13 protein-coding genes are annotated in these 15,234 nt (G+C 67.3%); 5 read left to right on the top strand and 8 right to left on the bottom strand.

Features of this window, described 5'->3' with window-relative positions:
• Nucleotides 1–17: 17 nt before the first annotated feature.
• Genes VK98_RS10425 through VK98_RS10415 form a run of 3 tightly spaced genes read right to left on the bottom strand, consistent with a single transcriptional unit; the run spans nucleotide 18 to nucleotide 3,263 of the window.
• Nucleotides 18–1,079, bottom strand: coding sequence for a hypothetical protein (locus tag VK98_RS10425; protein ID WP_048413960.1), 1,062 nt, complete (start codon nucleotides 1,077–1,079; stop codon nucleotides 18–20).
• A gap of 8 nt (nucleotides 1,080–1,087) precedes the next feature.
• The gene (locus VK98_RS10420) at nucleotides 1,088–2,479 is read right to left on the bottom strand and encodes a hypothetical protein (RefSeq protein WP_048413959.1); all 1,392 of its coding nucleotides are present in this window, start codon (nucleotides 2,477–2,479) and stop codon (nucleotides 1,088–1,090) included.
• Nucleotides 2,472–3,263: an MBL fold metallo-hydrolase gene (locus tag VK98_RS10415; protein WP_048413958.1), complete on the bottom strand. Its 792-nt coding sequence runs from the start codon at nucleotides 3,261–3,263 to the stop codon at nucleotides 2,472–2,474. The genes VK98_RS10420 and VK98_RS10415 overlap by 8 nt, the downstream gene beginning before the upstream one ends.
• A 256-nt stretch (nucleotides 3,264–3,519) precedes the next feature.
• On the opposite strand from VK98_RS10415, the gene hmpA reads away from it, so the two are divergent.
• The 3 genes from hmpA to VK98_RS10400 all read left to right on the top strand — a co-directional run bounded on the left by hmpA (nucleotide 3,520) and on the right by VK98_RS10400 (nucleotide 6,220).
• Nucleotides 3,520–4,737, top strand: a complete 1,218-nt coding sequence (gene hmpA / locus VK98_RS10410) for an NO-inducible flavohemoprotein (RefSeq protein WP_048413957.1) — start codon at nucleotides 3,520–3,522, stop codon at nucleotides 4,735–4,737.
• Between the two features lie 80 nt (nucleotides 4,738–4,817).
• Nucleotides 4,818–5,267 carry an Rrf2 family transcriptional regulator gene (locus tag VK98_RS10405; protein ID WP_048413956.1) on the top strand — a complete coding sequence of 150 codons (450 nt, stop codon included), beginning with the start codon at nucleotides 4,818–4,820 and terminating at the stop codon, nucleotides 5,265–5,267.
• A gap of 95 nt (nucleotides 5,268–5,362) precedes the next feature.
• On the top strand, nucleotides 5,363–6,220 hold the full coding sequence (locus tag VK98_RS10400) for an endonuclease (RefSeq protein ID WP_082158892.1): 858 nt from the start codon (nucleotides 5,363–5,365) through the stop codon (nucleotides 6,218–6,220).
• A 19-nt stretch (nucleotides 6,221–6,239) separates the two neighbouring features.
• Here the strand turns inward: VK98_RS10400 and VK98_RS10395 are convergent, their stop codons facing one another.
• From VK98_RS10395 to VK98_RS10380, 4 genes are read right to left on the bottom strand one after another with little or no spacing between them, the layout of a single operon-like run.
• Nucleotides 6,240–7,097 (bottom strand): carbohydrate ABC transporter permease, encoded by an 858-nt coding sequence (locus VK98_RS10395; RefSeq protein ID WP_048413955.1) that lies wholly within the window; start codon nucleotides 7,095–7,097, stop codon nucleotides 6,240–6,242.
• Nucleotides 7,098–7,114: 17 nt separating this feature from the next.
• On the bottom strand, nucleotides 7,115–7,981 hold the full coding sequence (locus VK98_RS10390) for a carbohydrate ABC transporter permease (RefSeq protein ID WP_048413954.1): 867 nt from the start codon (nucleotides 7,979–7,981) through the stop codon (nucleotides 7,115–7,117).
• Nucleotides 7,982–7,991: 10 nt separating this feature from the next.
• Nucleotides 7,992–9,236: an ABC transporter substrate-binding protein gene (locus VK98_RS10385; protein WP_048413953.1), complete on the bottom strand. Its 1,245-nt coding sequence runs from the start codon at nucleotides 9,234–9,236 to the stop codon at nucleotides 7,992–7,994.
• A gap of 28 nt (nucleotides 9,237–9,264) precedes the next feature.
• Nucleotides 9,265–10,131 carry a BadF/BadG/BcrA/BcrD ATPase family protein gene (locus tag VK98_RS10380; protein WP_048414028.1) on the bottom strand — a complete coding sequence of 289 codons (867 nt, stop codon included), beginning with the start codon at nucleotides 10,129–10,131 and terminating at the stop codon, nucleotides 9,265–9,267.
• A gap of 233 nt (nucleotides 10,132–10,364) precedes the next feature.
• Here VK98_RS10380 and VK98_RS10375 point away from each other — a divergent pair, with 233 nt between their 5' ends.
• Both VK98_RS10375 and VK98_RS10370 read left to right on the top strand, forming a co-directional pair.
• The gene (locus VK98_RS10375) at nucleotides 10,365–11,576 is read left to right on the top strand and encodes an ROK family transcriptional regulator (RefSeq protein ID WP_048413952.1); all 1,212 of its coding nucleotides are present in this window, start codon (nucleotides 10,365–10,367) and stop codon (nucleotides 11,574–11,576) included.
• A gap of 102 nt (nucleotides 11,577–11,678) precedes the next feature.
• Nucleotides 11,679–13,361 (top strand): glycoside hydrolase family 9 protein, encoded by a 1,683-nt coding sequence (locus VK98_RS10370; protein ID WP_048413951.1) that lies wholly within the window; start codon nucleotides 11,679–11,681, stop codon nucleotides 13,359–13,361.
• A gap of 71 nt (nucleotides 13,362–13,432) precedes the next feature.
• On the opposite strand, the gene VK98_RS10365 is transcribed toward VK98_RS10370, so the two are convergent.
• Nucleotides 13,433–14,749 (bottom strand): DEAD/DEAH box helicase, encoded by a 1,317-nt coding sequence (locus VK98_RS10365; RefSeq protein WP_048413950.1) that lies wholly within the window; start codon nucleotides 14,747–14,749, stop codon nucleotides 13,433–13,435.
• Nucleotides 14,750–15,234 lie beyond the last annotated feature (485 nt).

Below are 15,234 nucleotides of genomic sequence, written 5' to 3'. Positions count from 1 at the left end.
ATGGAAGGTGGTGAGGCTCACAAGCGGCTCACTCTTTGCAAGAGTCGGGACAGGAAGCCGGCGCGCTCGGGCGCGACGGTTCCGGGCTGTGTCGGGTCGGGGCGCACCGGCGCGCTGGAGATCACTTTCAGCGCCGGCGCCTCGCTGTTCCAGTCCAGCAGGCCGAGGGCGTGGGCGGCGGCCAGGAAGGTGCAGGCGTGTTCGGGGTCGACGCGCAGCAGCCGGACGATGATGCGCAGCGTGGCCGGCGTCTTGGTCAGCAGCGCGCTCAGGCGCGTGGCGTCCGGCAGCGCCGCCAGCCGGGTCAGGTTGGGCCATTGTCGCAGCCGCAGCGGGGTGTCCGCGCCGATGCCGGCCGGCAGCCGGCCCTGGCTGCTCCAGATCGCCAACTGCCACAGCAGCGCCGGCAACGGCTGGTTGAGGCCGCCGGCGCTGGCGTCGGCGGCTTGCGCTTGCAGCGCGGGCGCGTCTTGCCGGCACAGCTCGCGCAATTGTTCCGCCGGCTGCAGGCATTGCGCCAGCGCGCGGTCCGGCCGCAGCCACAGCAAGGGCCGGCCGTCGGCCAGCAACAGCGCCGGCCGCGCTTGGCGGGCCAGCCGCGTCGTCGCGCCGAGCAGGCCGCGGCGCGGGTCGAAGCGGGCGATGGAGATAGACGGGGCGGCCGGCGGCGGAGCCGGCGCGGCGGTCGGTTCGGGCCGGGGTGCGGGGGCCGTCGCCGGAGTCGGTTCCGCGACGGGAACGGACCGCAGCGCCGCTTGCAGTTGGAGGAACAAGGATTCCACCCGCAGCGGTTTGGCCAGCGTGACGGCGGGCGGGCGCTCCGGCGGCGTCGCGGCGACGATCAAGGCCGGCAAGGTCGGATGACGGATGCGGAAATCCTCCCAGGCTTGCCAGCCGACGGGACTGTCCACATCGACGATGGCCAGGTCCGGCGCGTGTTCGCCGGACGGGGACTCCAGCAAGCGGTAGCGCATGCTGTGGTGCAGGCGGAAGGCCATGCGTAGCAGGGCCAGCTTGCGATTGTCCATGCCGACGGCGAGCACGGCGATGTCGGAGGCGGGAGAGACGGGGCGCGGCATGGGCGTGCTCAGGCGGCCAGCATGCGCCGACGGGCGGAGCCCGCGTCGATGTCGAAACCGGCCAGTTGCGCGCTGACCTCCAGCGGCAGCCGCGCGACATGGCCGCGCAGCTGCTGCAATAGCCATTGGAAGCGCGCCCGGTCGTCCTGGCGGCGGTAAAGCTGCAGCAAAGGCGGATAGTTGGCGGCGTCTTCCGGCCGGCTCAACACCGCTTGCTCCAGGGTGTGGATCGCCATGTCGACCTGGCCTTCGTTGAGGTAGGCGTCGGCCTCGCCGCGCGCGTCGACGATTTCGGCCGCCTCCGCCGCGGCTTGCCGCGTCACCAGCGGCCGGCGCAGAGGCGCGGCGGCCGGCGGGACGCCGCTGAAACCGAAGCTGCGGCCGATGCGTTCCAGCTCCGGCCGCTCCGGGCGCCGCGCCAGCAGGTCCAGCACCGGGTGGGCGCCGAGCAGCCAGCCGGCGTGGGTCAATTGCTCCTTGAGGCCGGCGCCGTGTTCGCCCAGCGCCAGATGGAAGCGCCACAGCGTCCGCGCATAGCGCGGCAGTTGCCGTTGCCGGTAATGCACGTGCAGCAGGTCCAGCAGATGCGTCAGCGAGTGGGGCCGCAAAGCCAGCGTCCGCTCCAGCGCCGTCGTCGCCGCCGCGTATTCTTGCCAGCGCAGCCAGACCCTGGCCTGGCGTTCGGCCGGCAGCAGCGCGGCGATGGCGTCCTTCTCCCTTTCATTCAGCGGAAACAGCGGGGCGCAGCCATGCAGCAAGGCTTGCGGCCGCGCGGCGGCGATGGAGGGCGACGATGGGGAGGGGAGGATGGCTTCTGTCGTCTCCGCCGCGTCATCGCCGGGCGCCGCCACGGCGAGGCCCGGCGCGTCGTCGCCCAGGCGCAGGCCGACCGCCTCCGGGTCCCAGCCCAGTCTTTGCTCGGCCAGCACGCGCAGGGCCAGGTGGTTGCGTTCGGCGCGCAGCCCGGCCTCCACCGCCTGTTCCAAGGCCTCCCGCCCGATCAGCGCCAGGTCGTGCTGTCGTTCCAGCATCGCGGCGTAGTCGTCCAGCGCGCCGGTTTGCAGGTAGAGGCCGGCCAGCCTTTGCAGCTGCTTGGCGGAGTGCGGCGCCAGCCGGTCCACGTAATGGCGCAGCGCTTGCGCCGCCTGTTCCAGATAGCCGAACTCGATGAAGATGTCGACCTCGGCGAGCGAATCCAGCTCGTCCACCTGATAAGGCTGCTCGGCGTCGCCGGCGTCGCTTGGGTCCGGCTCGCTCAAGGAAATGCCCTCGTCCCGCGCTTGCGCGGCGCGGTCGCGGCGCGCTTGCCAGCGCAGCGCGGCCAGCAAGGTCAGCAGGCCCATGGCCAGCGCCAGGCCGACGACCAGATCGACATGGTTCTGCGGCAGCCAGTCAGTCATGGCGCGGCACCTCGCGCGGCGGCGGCGTGAAATCGGCGGGGCCGATCAGGTCGGTGCCGCACTCCAGGGTTTCGAACCAGTCCAGGAAGCGTTTCACCATGGCCTTGCCCTGGAAGGAGCCGCCGTGTTGCGGCACGATCCATTCGATGTCCAGCCGGCGAACCATGTCCACCCACAGCCGGCAGGCCTTGTTGTTGGACATATAGCGGCGATGGAAGGCGAGCATGTGGCTGTCGTGCAGGTGGGCGTCGAAATCGCTGACCGGCAGGCCGGCCGCGTGGCCGTCCATCAAGGAGGCGCCGATGTCGCCGGAGAACAGGATTTTGCTGATCGGGTCGTAGATCTGGAAAAAGCCGACGGTGTGCAGGTAATGGGCCGGAACGATTTGCAGGTCCGCGCCGCCCAGCCGCAGCCACATGCCGCGCGGCGGAATCGCCACCAGCCGCCCGGCGGTGGCGCCGCGCATGCAGAAGTGGGGCAGGAAACGAGTCCATTCTTCGGCGATGATCACCTGGGCGTCGGTGATCAGCAGCCAGCCGCCCACCGAGGCGATGATGTCCGGGTCCTGGTGCGAGGCGAAGATGTAGCGGGTGTGCGAGGGCAGGAAATAGTCGGCCAGCTCCGCGATCAAATGCTTGTAGGTCAGATTGCCGCCGGGGTCCAGCAGAATGCCTTCGCCCTGGTCGATGATGGCGAACTGGTTGGATTGTATGCCTTCGCCTTGCACCAGTTCGGTGAAGGCGACGCATTTGTGATTGCCGTCGTCGTAAAGCACCAATGCCATGAGCCGCCCCGTCTGGCCGGCGGCGCCATGGGCGCGGCGCGGCCGTCTTATGCCGTAAGAATGTGACGATCTTATGCAATCGGTATTCCGGCGGTGTTGACTTGGGTCAAGCTTGCCAGGCGCGGCTGTTTTTACGCGGCGGTGACAATGCGGCGATAAAGATGTATTATTTTTACATCTTTAAGGCCGCCGGCGATCAACCGGCATTTTTTACCCACAATAAAATGTATAAAACACACATCTTTAGGAGCCCGCCATGTTGAGCCTCGAAGTCCGCGCCCTGGTCAAAGCCACTGTTCCGGTGTTGCAGCAACACGGTCTGGCGTTGACCAGCCATTTCTATCGCCGCATGTTCAGTCACAACCCCGAGTTGAAAAATGTCTTCAACCAGGGGCATCAGCACTCCGGTCAGCAACAGCAGGCGCTGGCGATGGCGGTGCTGGCCTACGCCCAGCACATCGACGATCCGTCGCCGCTGGCGCCGGTGCTGACCCGGGTGGCGCACAAGCACGTCAGCCTGGGCATTCGCGCCGAGCACTATCCCATCGTCGGCAAGCACTTGCTGGCGTCCATCCAGGAGGTGTTGGGCGAGGCGGCGACGCCGGAGCTGATCGATGCCTGGGCCGCCGCCTACGGCCAGCTGGCGGACATCTTGATCGCCGAGGAGCGCGAACTGTACCGCGCCGCCGCCAACGCCGACGGCGGCTGGGCCGGCTGGCGGCCGTTCCGCATCGCGCGCAAGGTGGTGGAGAGCGAGGAAATCACCTCCTTCTATCTGGTGCCGGCCGACAGCGGCGCGGTGCCGGGATTCCGGCCAGGCCAATACGTGTCGGTCAAATGCTTCGTCGAGGAATGGGGCCTGGCCCAGCCGCGCCAGTACAGCCTGTCGGACGCGCCCAACGGCGAACATTTGCGGATTTCGGTCAAGCGCGAGGCCGGCGGCGAAGGCAAGCCGGCCGGCCGGGTATCCAATCTGCTGCACGCGGAAAAGCGGGAGGGCGACATTCTGGAGCTGAGCGCGCCGCAGGGCGATTTCTTCCTGCACGAAGAGCGCAGCGGCCCGGTGGTGCTGATCAGCGCCGGCGTCGGCCAGACGCCCATGCTGTCCATGCTGCGCCATTTGCTGAAAACCGGCAGCCGCCGCGAAATCCGCTATCTGCACGCGGCGCGCCACGGCGGCGCGCATGCGATGCGCGACGGCTTGCGGCAATTGCAGGATCGTCACGCGCAGCTGCGTGCCCATGTCTGCTATGAGGCGCCGCGCGCGGAGGATGCGCTGGGCCGCGACTACCAGCAGCAGGGCCGTCTGCAGCTGAGCCAGTTGCGCGAGATGACGCTGCTGCCGGACGCCGACTACTATCTGTGCGGCCCGGTGGGCTTCATGCTGGCGCAGCGCGCCAGCCTGCTGGACCTGGGCGTGGCGGCGGAGCGGGTGCATTTCGAAGTGTTCGGCTCCAACGCCGTCGGCGCTTAAGCCGCGTCGCCGCCCGCGCCCCATTGAGTCGGCGGCGCAGGCGGCGTATGCTGCCGCGGTTTCCCTCTAGGTCCCGGACCATGCAACTGACCCGTTTCACCGATCTCGGCCTGCGCGTGCTGATGTATCTGACCTGGCAGGACGAAGGCCAATTGGCCACCATCCCGGAAATCGCCGCCCGTTTCGAGGTGTCGCGCAACCATCTGGTCAAAGTCGTCCATTTCATGGCGCAGCAGGGCTGGCTGCAGACCAGCCGCGGCAAGGGCGGCGGTCTGGCGCTAGCGCGGGCGCCTGAGCAGTATCGCGTCGGCGAAGTGGTGCGCGCGTTGGAAGGTTTGTCGCAGCTGATAGATTGCGCGGACCCGCCGTGCGCGCTGCGGCCGGGCTGCAGGCTCAAGGGCGCGCTGGACGAGGCGCTGGCTGCGTTTTTCAAGACGCTGGATCAATACACGCTGCGCGACATGATGGCCGCGCCCACCGGCGAAGCCATCGTCCGGCTGCATAAGCAGCCTTTGCGCGCCACGCAATGACATTGTAATTTTTATTAAAATTCACCCGTATTATCATTTGTAATATTTTTTGCATCTTATTGTCGTGAACGCGGCGGGTACTTACACTGCCCGCCATGCGTTATCCCATCTTCCTCCCCGTTATTTTGTTGTTGGCCGGCTGCGACGCGGCCGAATTTTCCAAAATCAGCCAATCCGCGGAAGTCAAAACCCTGGCCAAGGCCGGCGCCGCCGTGGTGCGCCAGCTGGAGCAGGCGACGCGGCCCGCGGCCGACGCCGGCGCGCCGGGCCAGGTTCAGGCGGCGCAGTTGGTCAGCGGCGTCAAGCAAGTGGGACACCGCGACTTTTCCAACGCCAAGAAGGTGCTGCCGCGGGTGTTCGCCGGCATGGAGCAGGACTTCTATTGCGGTTGCGATTACCGCGGCAAGGCGGTGGACTGGGCGTCCTGCGGCTATGTGCCGCGCAAATCGGAAACCCGCGCCAGCCGCATCGAGTGGGAGCACGTGGTGCCGGCCTGGAACCTGGGCCACCAGCGCCAGTGCTGGCAGCAAGGTGGCCGCAAGAACTGCGCGTCCAGCGATCCGGTGTTCCGCATGGCCGAAGGCGATCTGAACAATCTGGTGCCGGCGGTGGGCGAGGTCAACGGCGACCGCGCCAACTTCGCCTACGGCGCGTGGAGCCGCAAGCCGACGACCATGTACGGCCAATGCCAATCGGTGACGGATTTCGGCAATAAGCGCTTCCAGCCGCGCGAGGAAGTGCGCGGCGCGGCGGCGCGCATCACCTTGTACATGCACGCGCGCTACCAATTGCGCATGAGCCGGCAGGACCGGCAACTGATGTGCGCCTGGGCGCGCCAGTACCCGGTCAACGCCTGGGAGCGCCGCCGCGACGCGCGCATCGTCCAATTGCAGGGCGAGGGCAATTTCCTGGTGGCGGAGCCGCAGCGGCTGGCCGAGCTGTGCGGCGCTTGAGCGCGCCGGCGGGACGGCCTTATTTGACAGCGCCGTCCATGCCGCGCATGAAATAGCGCTGGCAAAACAGGAAGACCAGCAGCACCGGCGCGATGGTCAGCACCGCGCCGGCGGCCACCATCCGCGTGGAGGTGGCGAAGGCGCCCTTCAGATATTGCACCCCGACGGACAGCGGGTAGAGGTCCGGGTTCTTCAGCACCACGCTGGGCCAGACATAGCCGTTCCACGACCATACCAGGGTGAAAATGGCCAGGGTGGCCAGATAGGGCCGGCTCAGCGGCAGGCAGATGCGCCAGAACAGCTGCCAGTCGTCGGCGCCGTCCATGCGCGCGGCGGCGACGATTTCCTCGGGAATCTCCTCGAAGGCGTGCTTCATCAGGAAGATGCCGAAAGCGCCGGCCAGCGTCGGCAGCGCCACCCCGACGCGGCTGTCGTCCAGACCCAGCCAGGACAGGGTCACGTAGTTGCTGAGCACATTGGTTTCGCTGGGCAGCAGCAGGGTGGCGATGATGGCGTAAAACACCCACTGCCGGCCGCGAAAGCGCAACTGCGCCAGCGCGAAGCCGGCGCAGCTGGAAACCAGCAAGGTGCCGGCGGTGGTCAGGCCGGAAATCAAGACCGAATTCCATAAAAACCGCCCCATCGGGATCTGGTTCCAGACCTCGCGAAAGTGGGCCAGCGACAAGGGGTCCGGCAGGCGGGGCGGGAAGTCGAACACCTGCTCGCCGTCGCCCAGCGCAATCATCAGCGTCCACCAAAACGGATAGCAGGCGGCGCAGGCCAGCGCCAGCAACAGCAGGTAGTCCGGCAGGCGCCGCAGCGCGCGCGAACGGGTTCGCCGGGCGGGGCGGGCAAGCAGGCTTGGGGCGGCGGTCATGGCGGGCGTCCTGGAAGCTAGCGGTGGGCGGGGCGCAGCAGGCGGAAGTTGAGGCCGGCCAGCAACAAGCACACAAGGGTCAACAACAGGCCGGCGGCGGCGCCGCGGCCGAAGTCCAGCTGATCGAAGCCCTGATGGAACATGTAATACAACACGGTGTAGGTGGAGTTCAGCGGGCCGCCGCGGGTCATCACCAGCACTTCCTCGAAGGCTTTCAAGGCGTCCAGCGTGGAAATCAGGCTGCAGAACAGGATGGTGGGCTTCAGCATCGGCAGGGTGATGCGCCAGAAGCGCTGCCAGGCGTTGGCGCCGTCCAGCAGCGCCGCCTCCTGCATCTCCGCCGGAATCGCCTGCAGGCCGGCCAGGTAGAGCACCATGTAGTAGCCGACGCCGCGCCAGAAGGTGACGAACATCACCGAAAACAGCGCGATGTCCTCGTCGCTGAGAAAGCCGATCTCCTGATGAGCGGCCAATAGCCGCAGCCAGCGCAGCGCGCTGTTGAACACGCCGTAGTCGGCGTACATCCAGTTCCAGATGATGCCGACCACGGCGACGGTGGTGATCACCGGCAGGTAAAGGGCGGCGCGGAACAGCTTGACGCCGCGCAGCGGCCGGTTGGCGAGCAGGGCCAGCGCGATGGCGACCAGCTGGATCGCCGGCACCACCAGCAGATAGAGCAGGGAATTGCGCAGTGCGCGCCAGAACACCTCGTCCTGCAGCAGATAATCGAAATTCTCCAGGCCCACCCACTGCGGCGGCGACAGCAGGTCGTAGCGGGTGAAGGCCAGATAGGCGCCGAACAACAGCGGCCAGAAGGTGAACGCCGCCATCAGCAGCAGGGCCGGGGCCAGAAACAGCCAGGCGTTGCGGGCGCTGGATTTCATCGCCGCGCGCTTATTTCAGCTGCCGGTTCCAGAACGCGACTGCTTCGTCCAGCGCCAGCTGAGCGTCCTTGCGGCCAGTGACCGCGGCCTCCACGCTGTCCACCAGCTTCTTCTTCAGGTCCGCCAGCCGCGGCACGCCGCCGAGGCTGAAGGTGCGGATGTCCGGCGCCGCCTTGGCTCCCTGGGCGCGGGCGACGTCCACCAGGCTGCCGCCGGCCTGAGTGAAGTAAGGGTCGCGCAGCGCGGCGCGGGTGGACGGGAAGGTGGCGCCGGTCACCTTGGAGAAAGCCAGTTGCTGCGCGTCGCTGGTCAGAAAGCGGGCGAACTTGATCGCTTCGGCTTGAGTGGCCGCGGGCAGGCCCTTGGACACCGCCCAGCCGAACTGATAGCCGCCCTGGACCACGCCGGTGGGCCCCAAGGGCGCCGGCTGCACCCGGCTGACCGCGAACACGGCGCGCGCGTCGGTCTGGGTGCGGCGCACTGCGGTGGGCGCGGTTTCCATCATCGCCAGCCGGCCGCTGTTGTAGAGCTTGACGCTGGCCTGGTAGTTGTCGTCGGCGAACAGGTTTTCCTTGGCCAGCGCGCCGGCCTTGTAGGCGTCGGCGTATTGGCGTAGCAAGGCCACGTGCGCCGGGCCGTTGAAGACCGCCTTGCCGTTTTGCAGCAAGGGCAGGCCGCGCCCCAGCATGATGCCGTCGATTTGTCCCAGCTGCGGCAGCAGGCCGGGCACGCCGGTCTTGGCGCGGATGGCCTTGGCCGCGGCCAGCTGTTGTTCCAGGCTGTCCAGTTTGCGCGCCGGATCCAGTCCGGCCTTGCGGAACAGCTCGCCGTTTAGCACCAGCACATTGACGTTGTTGTACCAGGGGTAGGCGTAGAGCTTGCCGCCCACGCTGAGATCGGCCAGCGCATTGGGCAGATAGCCGGCCTTGTCGGCCGGCAAGGAGGCGTCCAGCGGCAGGAGGGCGCCTTTTTGCGCGTATTTGTACAGCCGCGGCACATCGTGGTTGATCAGCGCCGGCGGCCGGCCGGCGGCGATGGCGGCGTTGAGCTTGGTTTCGAAGCCCTCGTTGAATACATCCACCCAGCGCAGCTCGACATTGGGGTTTTGCGCCTCGTACTGCTTCTTCGCGGCGGCGAAGTAGGCGTCGAACTGCGGCTTGAGCGAATCGGTCCAGTATTCGACCACGATTTTGTCGGCGCGGGCCGGGCCGGCCAGGGCCAGCAAGCCGGCGAGCAGCAGCGGGGAGAGACGCATGGAGAATCCTTTGCGGTGAGGGGGAGAGTCAGGCGGCCAGCAGGAGCAGCGCGCCGGCGCAGGCGTCGCCGCGCGGCGCGCTGAGACGGGCGGCGAATTCCGGCGGCAGCCAATCGCGCAGCGCCTGGCCAAGGCCGCCGCACAGGGCGGTCGGCAAGCTCTCGTCCGGGTCCAGCGCCTTGGCGATGGACCAGGCGTCGCGGCCGGCCTGGCGCAGCAGCTCGGCGGCCAGCGAGTCGCGACGGCCGTTGGCCACCACCAGCGGCGCCAGCTGCGCGAACAGCGTCGGCGTGGCGCGGCCGTTCCAGGCCATCATCGCCTGCCAGTCGCCGCCGACATGCTTCAGCACCGCCCGCGTCAGCGGCGTGGCGGCCAGGCGGCCGTCCAGCGCCATCTGCGCGTATTGGGCGGCGCGCTGGCCCAGCCAGGCGCCGCTGGCTTCGTCGCCGCTGGGATAGCCCCAGCCGCCGGCTTCGCGATGGCTGCCGTCCGGGTACAGCGCTTCGCCTATGCTGCCGGTGCCCAGCGCCACGATCACGCCGGGGAGGCCGCCGTGGGCGCCCAGCAAGGTGGTGTAGCCGTCGGTGGCCAGGCGCAGGCGGGCGTAGCCGGGGTCGGCGGCGCGGAAGGCTTCGGCCCAATCGGCGTTGTGCACGCCGGACAGGCCGAGCCCGATCGCGCATCGCGCCGGCGGGACTGGCGGCAGGCCGGCTTGGGCGAAGGCGCTGGCGACGACTTGGTTCACGGCGCTCCAGGCCTGCGGCACGCCGCGAGACAAGGCGGAGGGGCCGCCTTCGGCGCGGGCGAGCGGGCGACCGTCGGCGTCGCTCAGGCAGACGCGGGTGCCGCTGCCGCCGCCGTCGACGCCCAGGCGGTATTCAAAAGCTTCAGTCACGATGCTGTCCTGGATCCAGTGCGGGTTTTCACGCAAAGCTCAGCAATATCATCGGCTTGCATGGATGTTTCGCGATGCCACATTAGAATTTTCAGAAATTCAATCATTACGATGGCATTTCGTCAAGTTGATTTATTTAATTGTGGCGATAATGCCGTCCGCTTGTCGCCGTCGCCGCAACAGGCCCGGCCGGCGCGCTTGTCCGCCCGGGGCCGGCTCGCCATACTGCCGGCATGAAATCCATTCCTGCAGGCCAGGACCCGCGCACGGTGGCGGGGACCAATCTGGAGCACGCCCGCGCGCACAACCGCCGCGCGGTGATCGAGACCATACGCCTGAACGGGCAGCTGACCCGCGCCGAAATCGCCCGCCTGACCGCGCTGACGCCGCAGACGGTGTCCAATATCGCGGCTGAGTTGCTGGACGGCGGCATGCTGTTGGCAGGCGAGCCGATGCGCGAGGGCGCGCGCGGCCAGCCGGCGATACCGCTGAGCATCAATCCCGACGGCGCCTACTCGCTGGGCATCCAGCTGGACACCCAGTCCTTGATCGCGGTGGCGGTGGACCTGGCCGGCCAATGCCGCGCGCGAGTGGAGGCGCCGGTGCGGCGACCGGATCCGCAATTGGCCCTGCCCCTGATCGAAGAGGTGGTGGGCCGGCTGCGCGCCGAATCCGGCATAGACTGGAACCGGGTGCTGGGCCTGGGCCTGGTGATGCCGGGTCCGTTCGGGGTCGAGGGCATGAGCTCGGTGGGGCCCACCACCTTGCCGGGTTGGGAGGAGGTGGACGCTGCGGCCCAGCTGGAGCGCAGGCTGGACCTGCCGGTCCTGCTGGAAAAGGACGCCACCGCGGCCGCCGTCGGCGAGCGGCTGTACGGCCGCGCCGCCGCGCTGCGCAACTTCGTCTATCTGTTCATCGGCGCCGGCCTGGGCGCTGGGCTGTTCCTGGACGGGCGGCTGTACGCCGGCGTCCGCCACAACGCGGGCGAAATCGGCCACATGATCGTGATGCCGGACGGACGGCCCTGCGATTGCGGCAACCATGGCTGTCTGGAGCGCTATGTGTCGCTGCGCGCGCTGTACGAAACGCTGGGCCTGGCCGACGACGCCGAGCTGGCGGCCCGCAGCCTGCAGCGGCCGACGCCCGAGATCTGCTACGGCATCGAGCGCTGGCTGGCCACCGCCGCGCCGCCGCTGCGCCAGGCGATCAATATCCTGGAGAGCCTGCTGGACATCGAGGCGGTAGTGATAGGCGGCTTTCTGCCGCCGGCCTTGCTGGAGCAGCTGGAGCAGCGGCTGCATCCGCTGCCGGTGTCTATCCGGCAAAGCTGCGGCCCGCGGGTGCTGCTGGGCGGCGCCGGCCGCGATACGGTGGCGCTGGGCGCGGCGGCGTTGCCCATCTTCGACGAGTTCAATCCGCAGTACGAAGTGCTGCTCAAGGCCTGATGCGGCGACTTTTTATGTCAATGGCTTGACCTGGCCGTCGCGGCGCGTAAATATTGCCCGTCATTAAGGCAAAACGATTTACTTATTAGCGGGAGCCGCGCGATGAAGATTCTGCTGAACCACATCGGTTTTGAACCGCAAGCGCCCAAGCTGGCCTTGCTGCAAGCGCCGGCCGCGGCCGCGCCGGCGGCGCTGGTCTTGCTGGATGGCGGCGGGCGGCTCGCGGCCGAAATTCCTTTGCGGCCGCAGGGCATGGCGGAGGGGTGGCCGGAATGGCATTACTGGCAGGCCGATTTCAGCGACTGGACGCGGCCGGGTCGATACCGACTGTGGCTGCGGGACAGCGCGCCGCCGGTGATCAGTCACGAGTTCGAGGTGGGGCCGGATTGCCTGGGCGGCCAGATGTTGTCCGATCTGCTGCATTACTTCAAGTCGCAGCGTTGCACCGGTCTTTACGACCAGGCCGACCGCGCGGCGCCGGAGTGGGGCGAAGAGACGCGGCGGGACGTGCGCGGAGGCTGGTTCGACGCTTCCGGCGACTGCTCGAAATACCTGTCCCATCTGTCTTACGCCAACTTCATGAATCCCCAGCAGACGCCATTGCTGGCCTGGGGCCTGATGGCGGGGCGAGCCGCCTTGCCGCCGCAGCCGCGCTGGTTCGACGAGCGCATGGTGGACGAGGCCTTGCACGGCGCCGATTTTCTATTGCGGATGCAGCACCCGTCCGGCTTCTTCTACATGACGCTGTTCGATGGCTGGAGCAAGGCGCCGGAACAGCGAGAACTGTGCGCCTACTCCACCCAGCGCGGGCTCAAGTCTTCCGGTTTTCAAGCCGGTTTTCGCCAAGGCGGCGGTCTGGCGATCGCCGCGCTGGCGCGCGCGGCGGAGTTGCCGCGCGACGGCGAATTCGGCCGCGGCGAGTATCTGGCCGCCGCGCGGCGCGGCTTCGCCCATCTGCAGCAGTACAACGCGCGTTACCTGGACGACGGTTGCGAAAATTTCATCGACGATTATTGCGCGCTGCTGGCCGCCTGCGAGCTGTACGCCGCCAGCGGCGAGCCGGTGTTCGCCGACGCCGCCGACCGGCGCGCGCGGCGGATGCTGGCGCAGCAGGACGAGGCCGGCCGCTTCTGGATGGACGCGGAGCGCCGGCGCAGCTTCTTTCACGGCGTCGACGCCGGCTTGCCTTATCTGGCCTTGCTGCGTTTCGCCGCGGTATTGCCGGCTTCGCCGCTGGCGGACGCTGCGCGACGGGCGGTCCGGCGCGGGCTGGATGCGGAGATGGCGCTGACGGCGGCGGCGGGCAACCCTTTCGCCTATCCGCGGCAGTGGGTGGCCCGCGACGGTGAGGAGGGCGCGGCGCGCTTTTTCATGCCGCAAGCCAATGAGAGCGCTTATTGGTGGCAGGGGGAGAACGCGCGGCTGGGGGGCTTGGCCGCGGCGGGCTGCGCTTTGGCGGAGCATGAGGAGGGCGCGGCGCGTGAAGCGCTGCTGAAGTACGCGCAGGGCGCGCTGGACTGGATTTTGGGGCGCAACCCCTTCGATGTCTGCATGCTGCAGGGCTGGGGGCGCAACAATCCGCGTTACGAGCCCGGCTATTACAACGCCTGCGGCGGAGTCTGCAACGGGATCACCGCCGCGCCGGGGGCGGACGACGGCGTTGCCTTTCTGAGCCCGGAACAGACCGATATCAGCCAGTCCTGGCGCTGGACCGAGCAGTGGCTGCCGCATGGCGCCTGGCTGTTCCTGGCTCTGGCCTTGCGCGGACGGGCGAGCCGTGCTTGAAATGCGAAACGCCATCGGCGAGCCGATGGCGTTCTGTTTCAGCGGCCCCCGCTGCCGGGGGCGTCTGAGATTTACTGCTGTTGGGTGCTGCGCGGACCGCGGTTGCCCTGATAGCCGCCTTCGCGACGCTGGCCCTGGTAACCGCCTTCGCGACGATTGCCGTAGCTGCCGCGGCCGCCGCTGCCCGGACGACGATCGCCGTAGCCGCCTTTGCCGTTGTTGTTGCGGCGCGGGCCTTTCGGCGGGCGACGGGTCGGTTCCATGCCTTCGATCACGCCTTCGGTGATCTGACGCTTCAGATACTGCTCGATGCGGCGCACTTTGTGGAATTCCTTGGACTCCGCCAGGGTGATGGCGGTGCCGTCGCGACCGGCGCGGCCGGTGCGGCCGATGCGGTGCACGTAGTCTTCAGCCTGCTTCGGCAGGTCGAAGTTCACCACGTGGGTGATGGTCGGCACGTCGATGCCGCGGGCGGCCACGTCGGTGGCCACCAGGATTTTGATGCGGCCGCGACGCAGGTCGTTCAGCGTGCGGTTGCGCCAGCTTTGCGGCATGTCGCCGTGCAGGCAGGCGGCGGAGTAGCCCTGGTCGGACAGCTTGTCGGCCAGTTCTTCGGAGTAAGCCTTGGTGGCGGAGAAAATCACGCACTGGTCAAAGCCGGACTCTTTCAGGATGTGATCCAGCAGACGATGCTTGTGGTTCAGGTCGTCCGCGTACAGCAGGTGCTCTTCGATGGTGCCGCCCGAAGTTTCGGTGCGGGCGATCTCGATGCGCTGCGGATCGCGGGTCATCTTCTCGGCCATGCGGCCCACGGTGCCGTCCAGCGTGGCGGAGAACAGCACGGTCTGACGGGTTTCCGGAGTGGCTTTGACGATGGTTTCGATGTCTTCGATGAAACCCATGTCCAGCATGCGGTCGGCTTCATCCAGCACCAGCATTTCCAGGCGGGAGAAGTCGATGCGGCCGGAGCGCATGTGGTCCATCAGACGGCCCGGGGTGGCCACGATCAGGTCTACCGGACGCGACAGCGCGCGGGTTTGGTAGCCGAAGGAGGAGCCGCCCACCAGACAGACGGTTTTCATCCAGCGCAGATCCTTGCCGTATTCCAGCGCGTTCTTTTCAACTTGCTGAGCCAGTTCGCGGGTCGGGCACAATACCAGTACGCGCGGGCCTTGGCCTTTGCCGGTGGAGCGCTCGGACAGCTTGGTCAGCGCCGGCAGCAGGAAGGCGGCGGTCTTGCCGCTACCGGTTTGGGCGGAAACCAGCAGGTCGCGGCCTGCGATGGCGGCGGGCACGGCTTGGGCCTGTACTTCGGTAGGGGAGGAATAGCCGGCGGCTTCCAGAGCGCGCAGGATGGTCGGGGCGATGCCCAGATCGGAAAAATGCATGATGTCCTTTCAAGCCGGATACTGCCGGCGTCACTTGTAGCCAGGTTGGTGGCGGTCGGTTATACGGCGCCTTTAAGCCGTAAATCATCGGCACTAACCTGACAAGCGGCGAACAGCGGTCCAGTCTGATGCGACATTATAAGCGTGGACGAAGCCTGGAAATGGTCAGGGACGATGAAGCAATCTCACTCGGGCTGAGGCGTGGTTTGGAATGCCCGGTGGAAACACAAGAGGCCGGACTATACGGTAAATCAGACGGGTTTACAACTGTTTTTTCAAAACATGCCGGCTAAGTATTTGATTGTTTGCCGCTTGCGGCGGCGATTTTCCAAAACAACTGTCGCGGACCCATGGCGTAGCCCATGGACTCGGCTTTCGTCGCGCGGCGTCGGCTTGTGGAGATTTGCGCGCTTCTAACTACACTTCAACGATGACGGGCCATGCGTGAAACCTTCGTTGAGGGCAGGCAATGAGTGGAAAAAACA

This window comes from Chromobacterium sp. LK11, from assembly GCF_001043705.1.
In the GTDB taxonomy this organism is placed as follows: Bacteria; Pseudomonadota; Gammaproteobacteria; order Burkholderiales; family Chromobacteriaceae; genus Chromobacterium; species Chromobacterium alkanivorans.
Note: the sequence above shows the minus strand (reverse complement) of the source record. Positions and strands in the feature narration are given on the sequence as shown.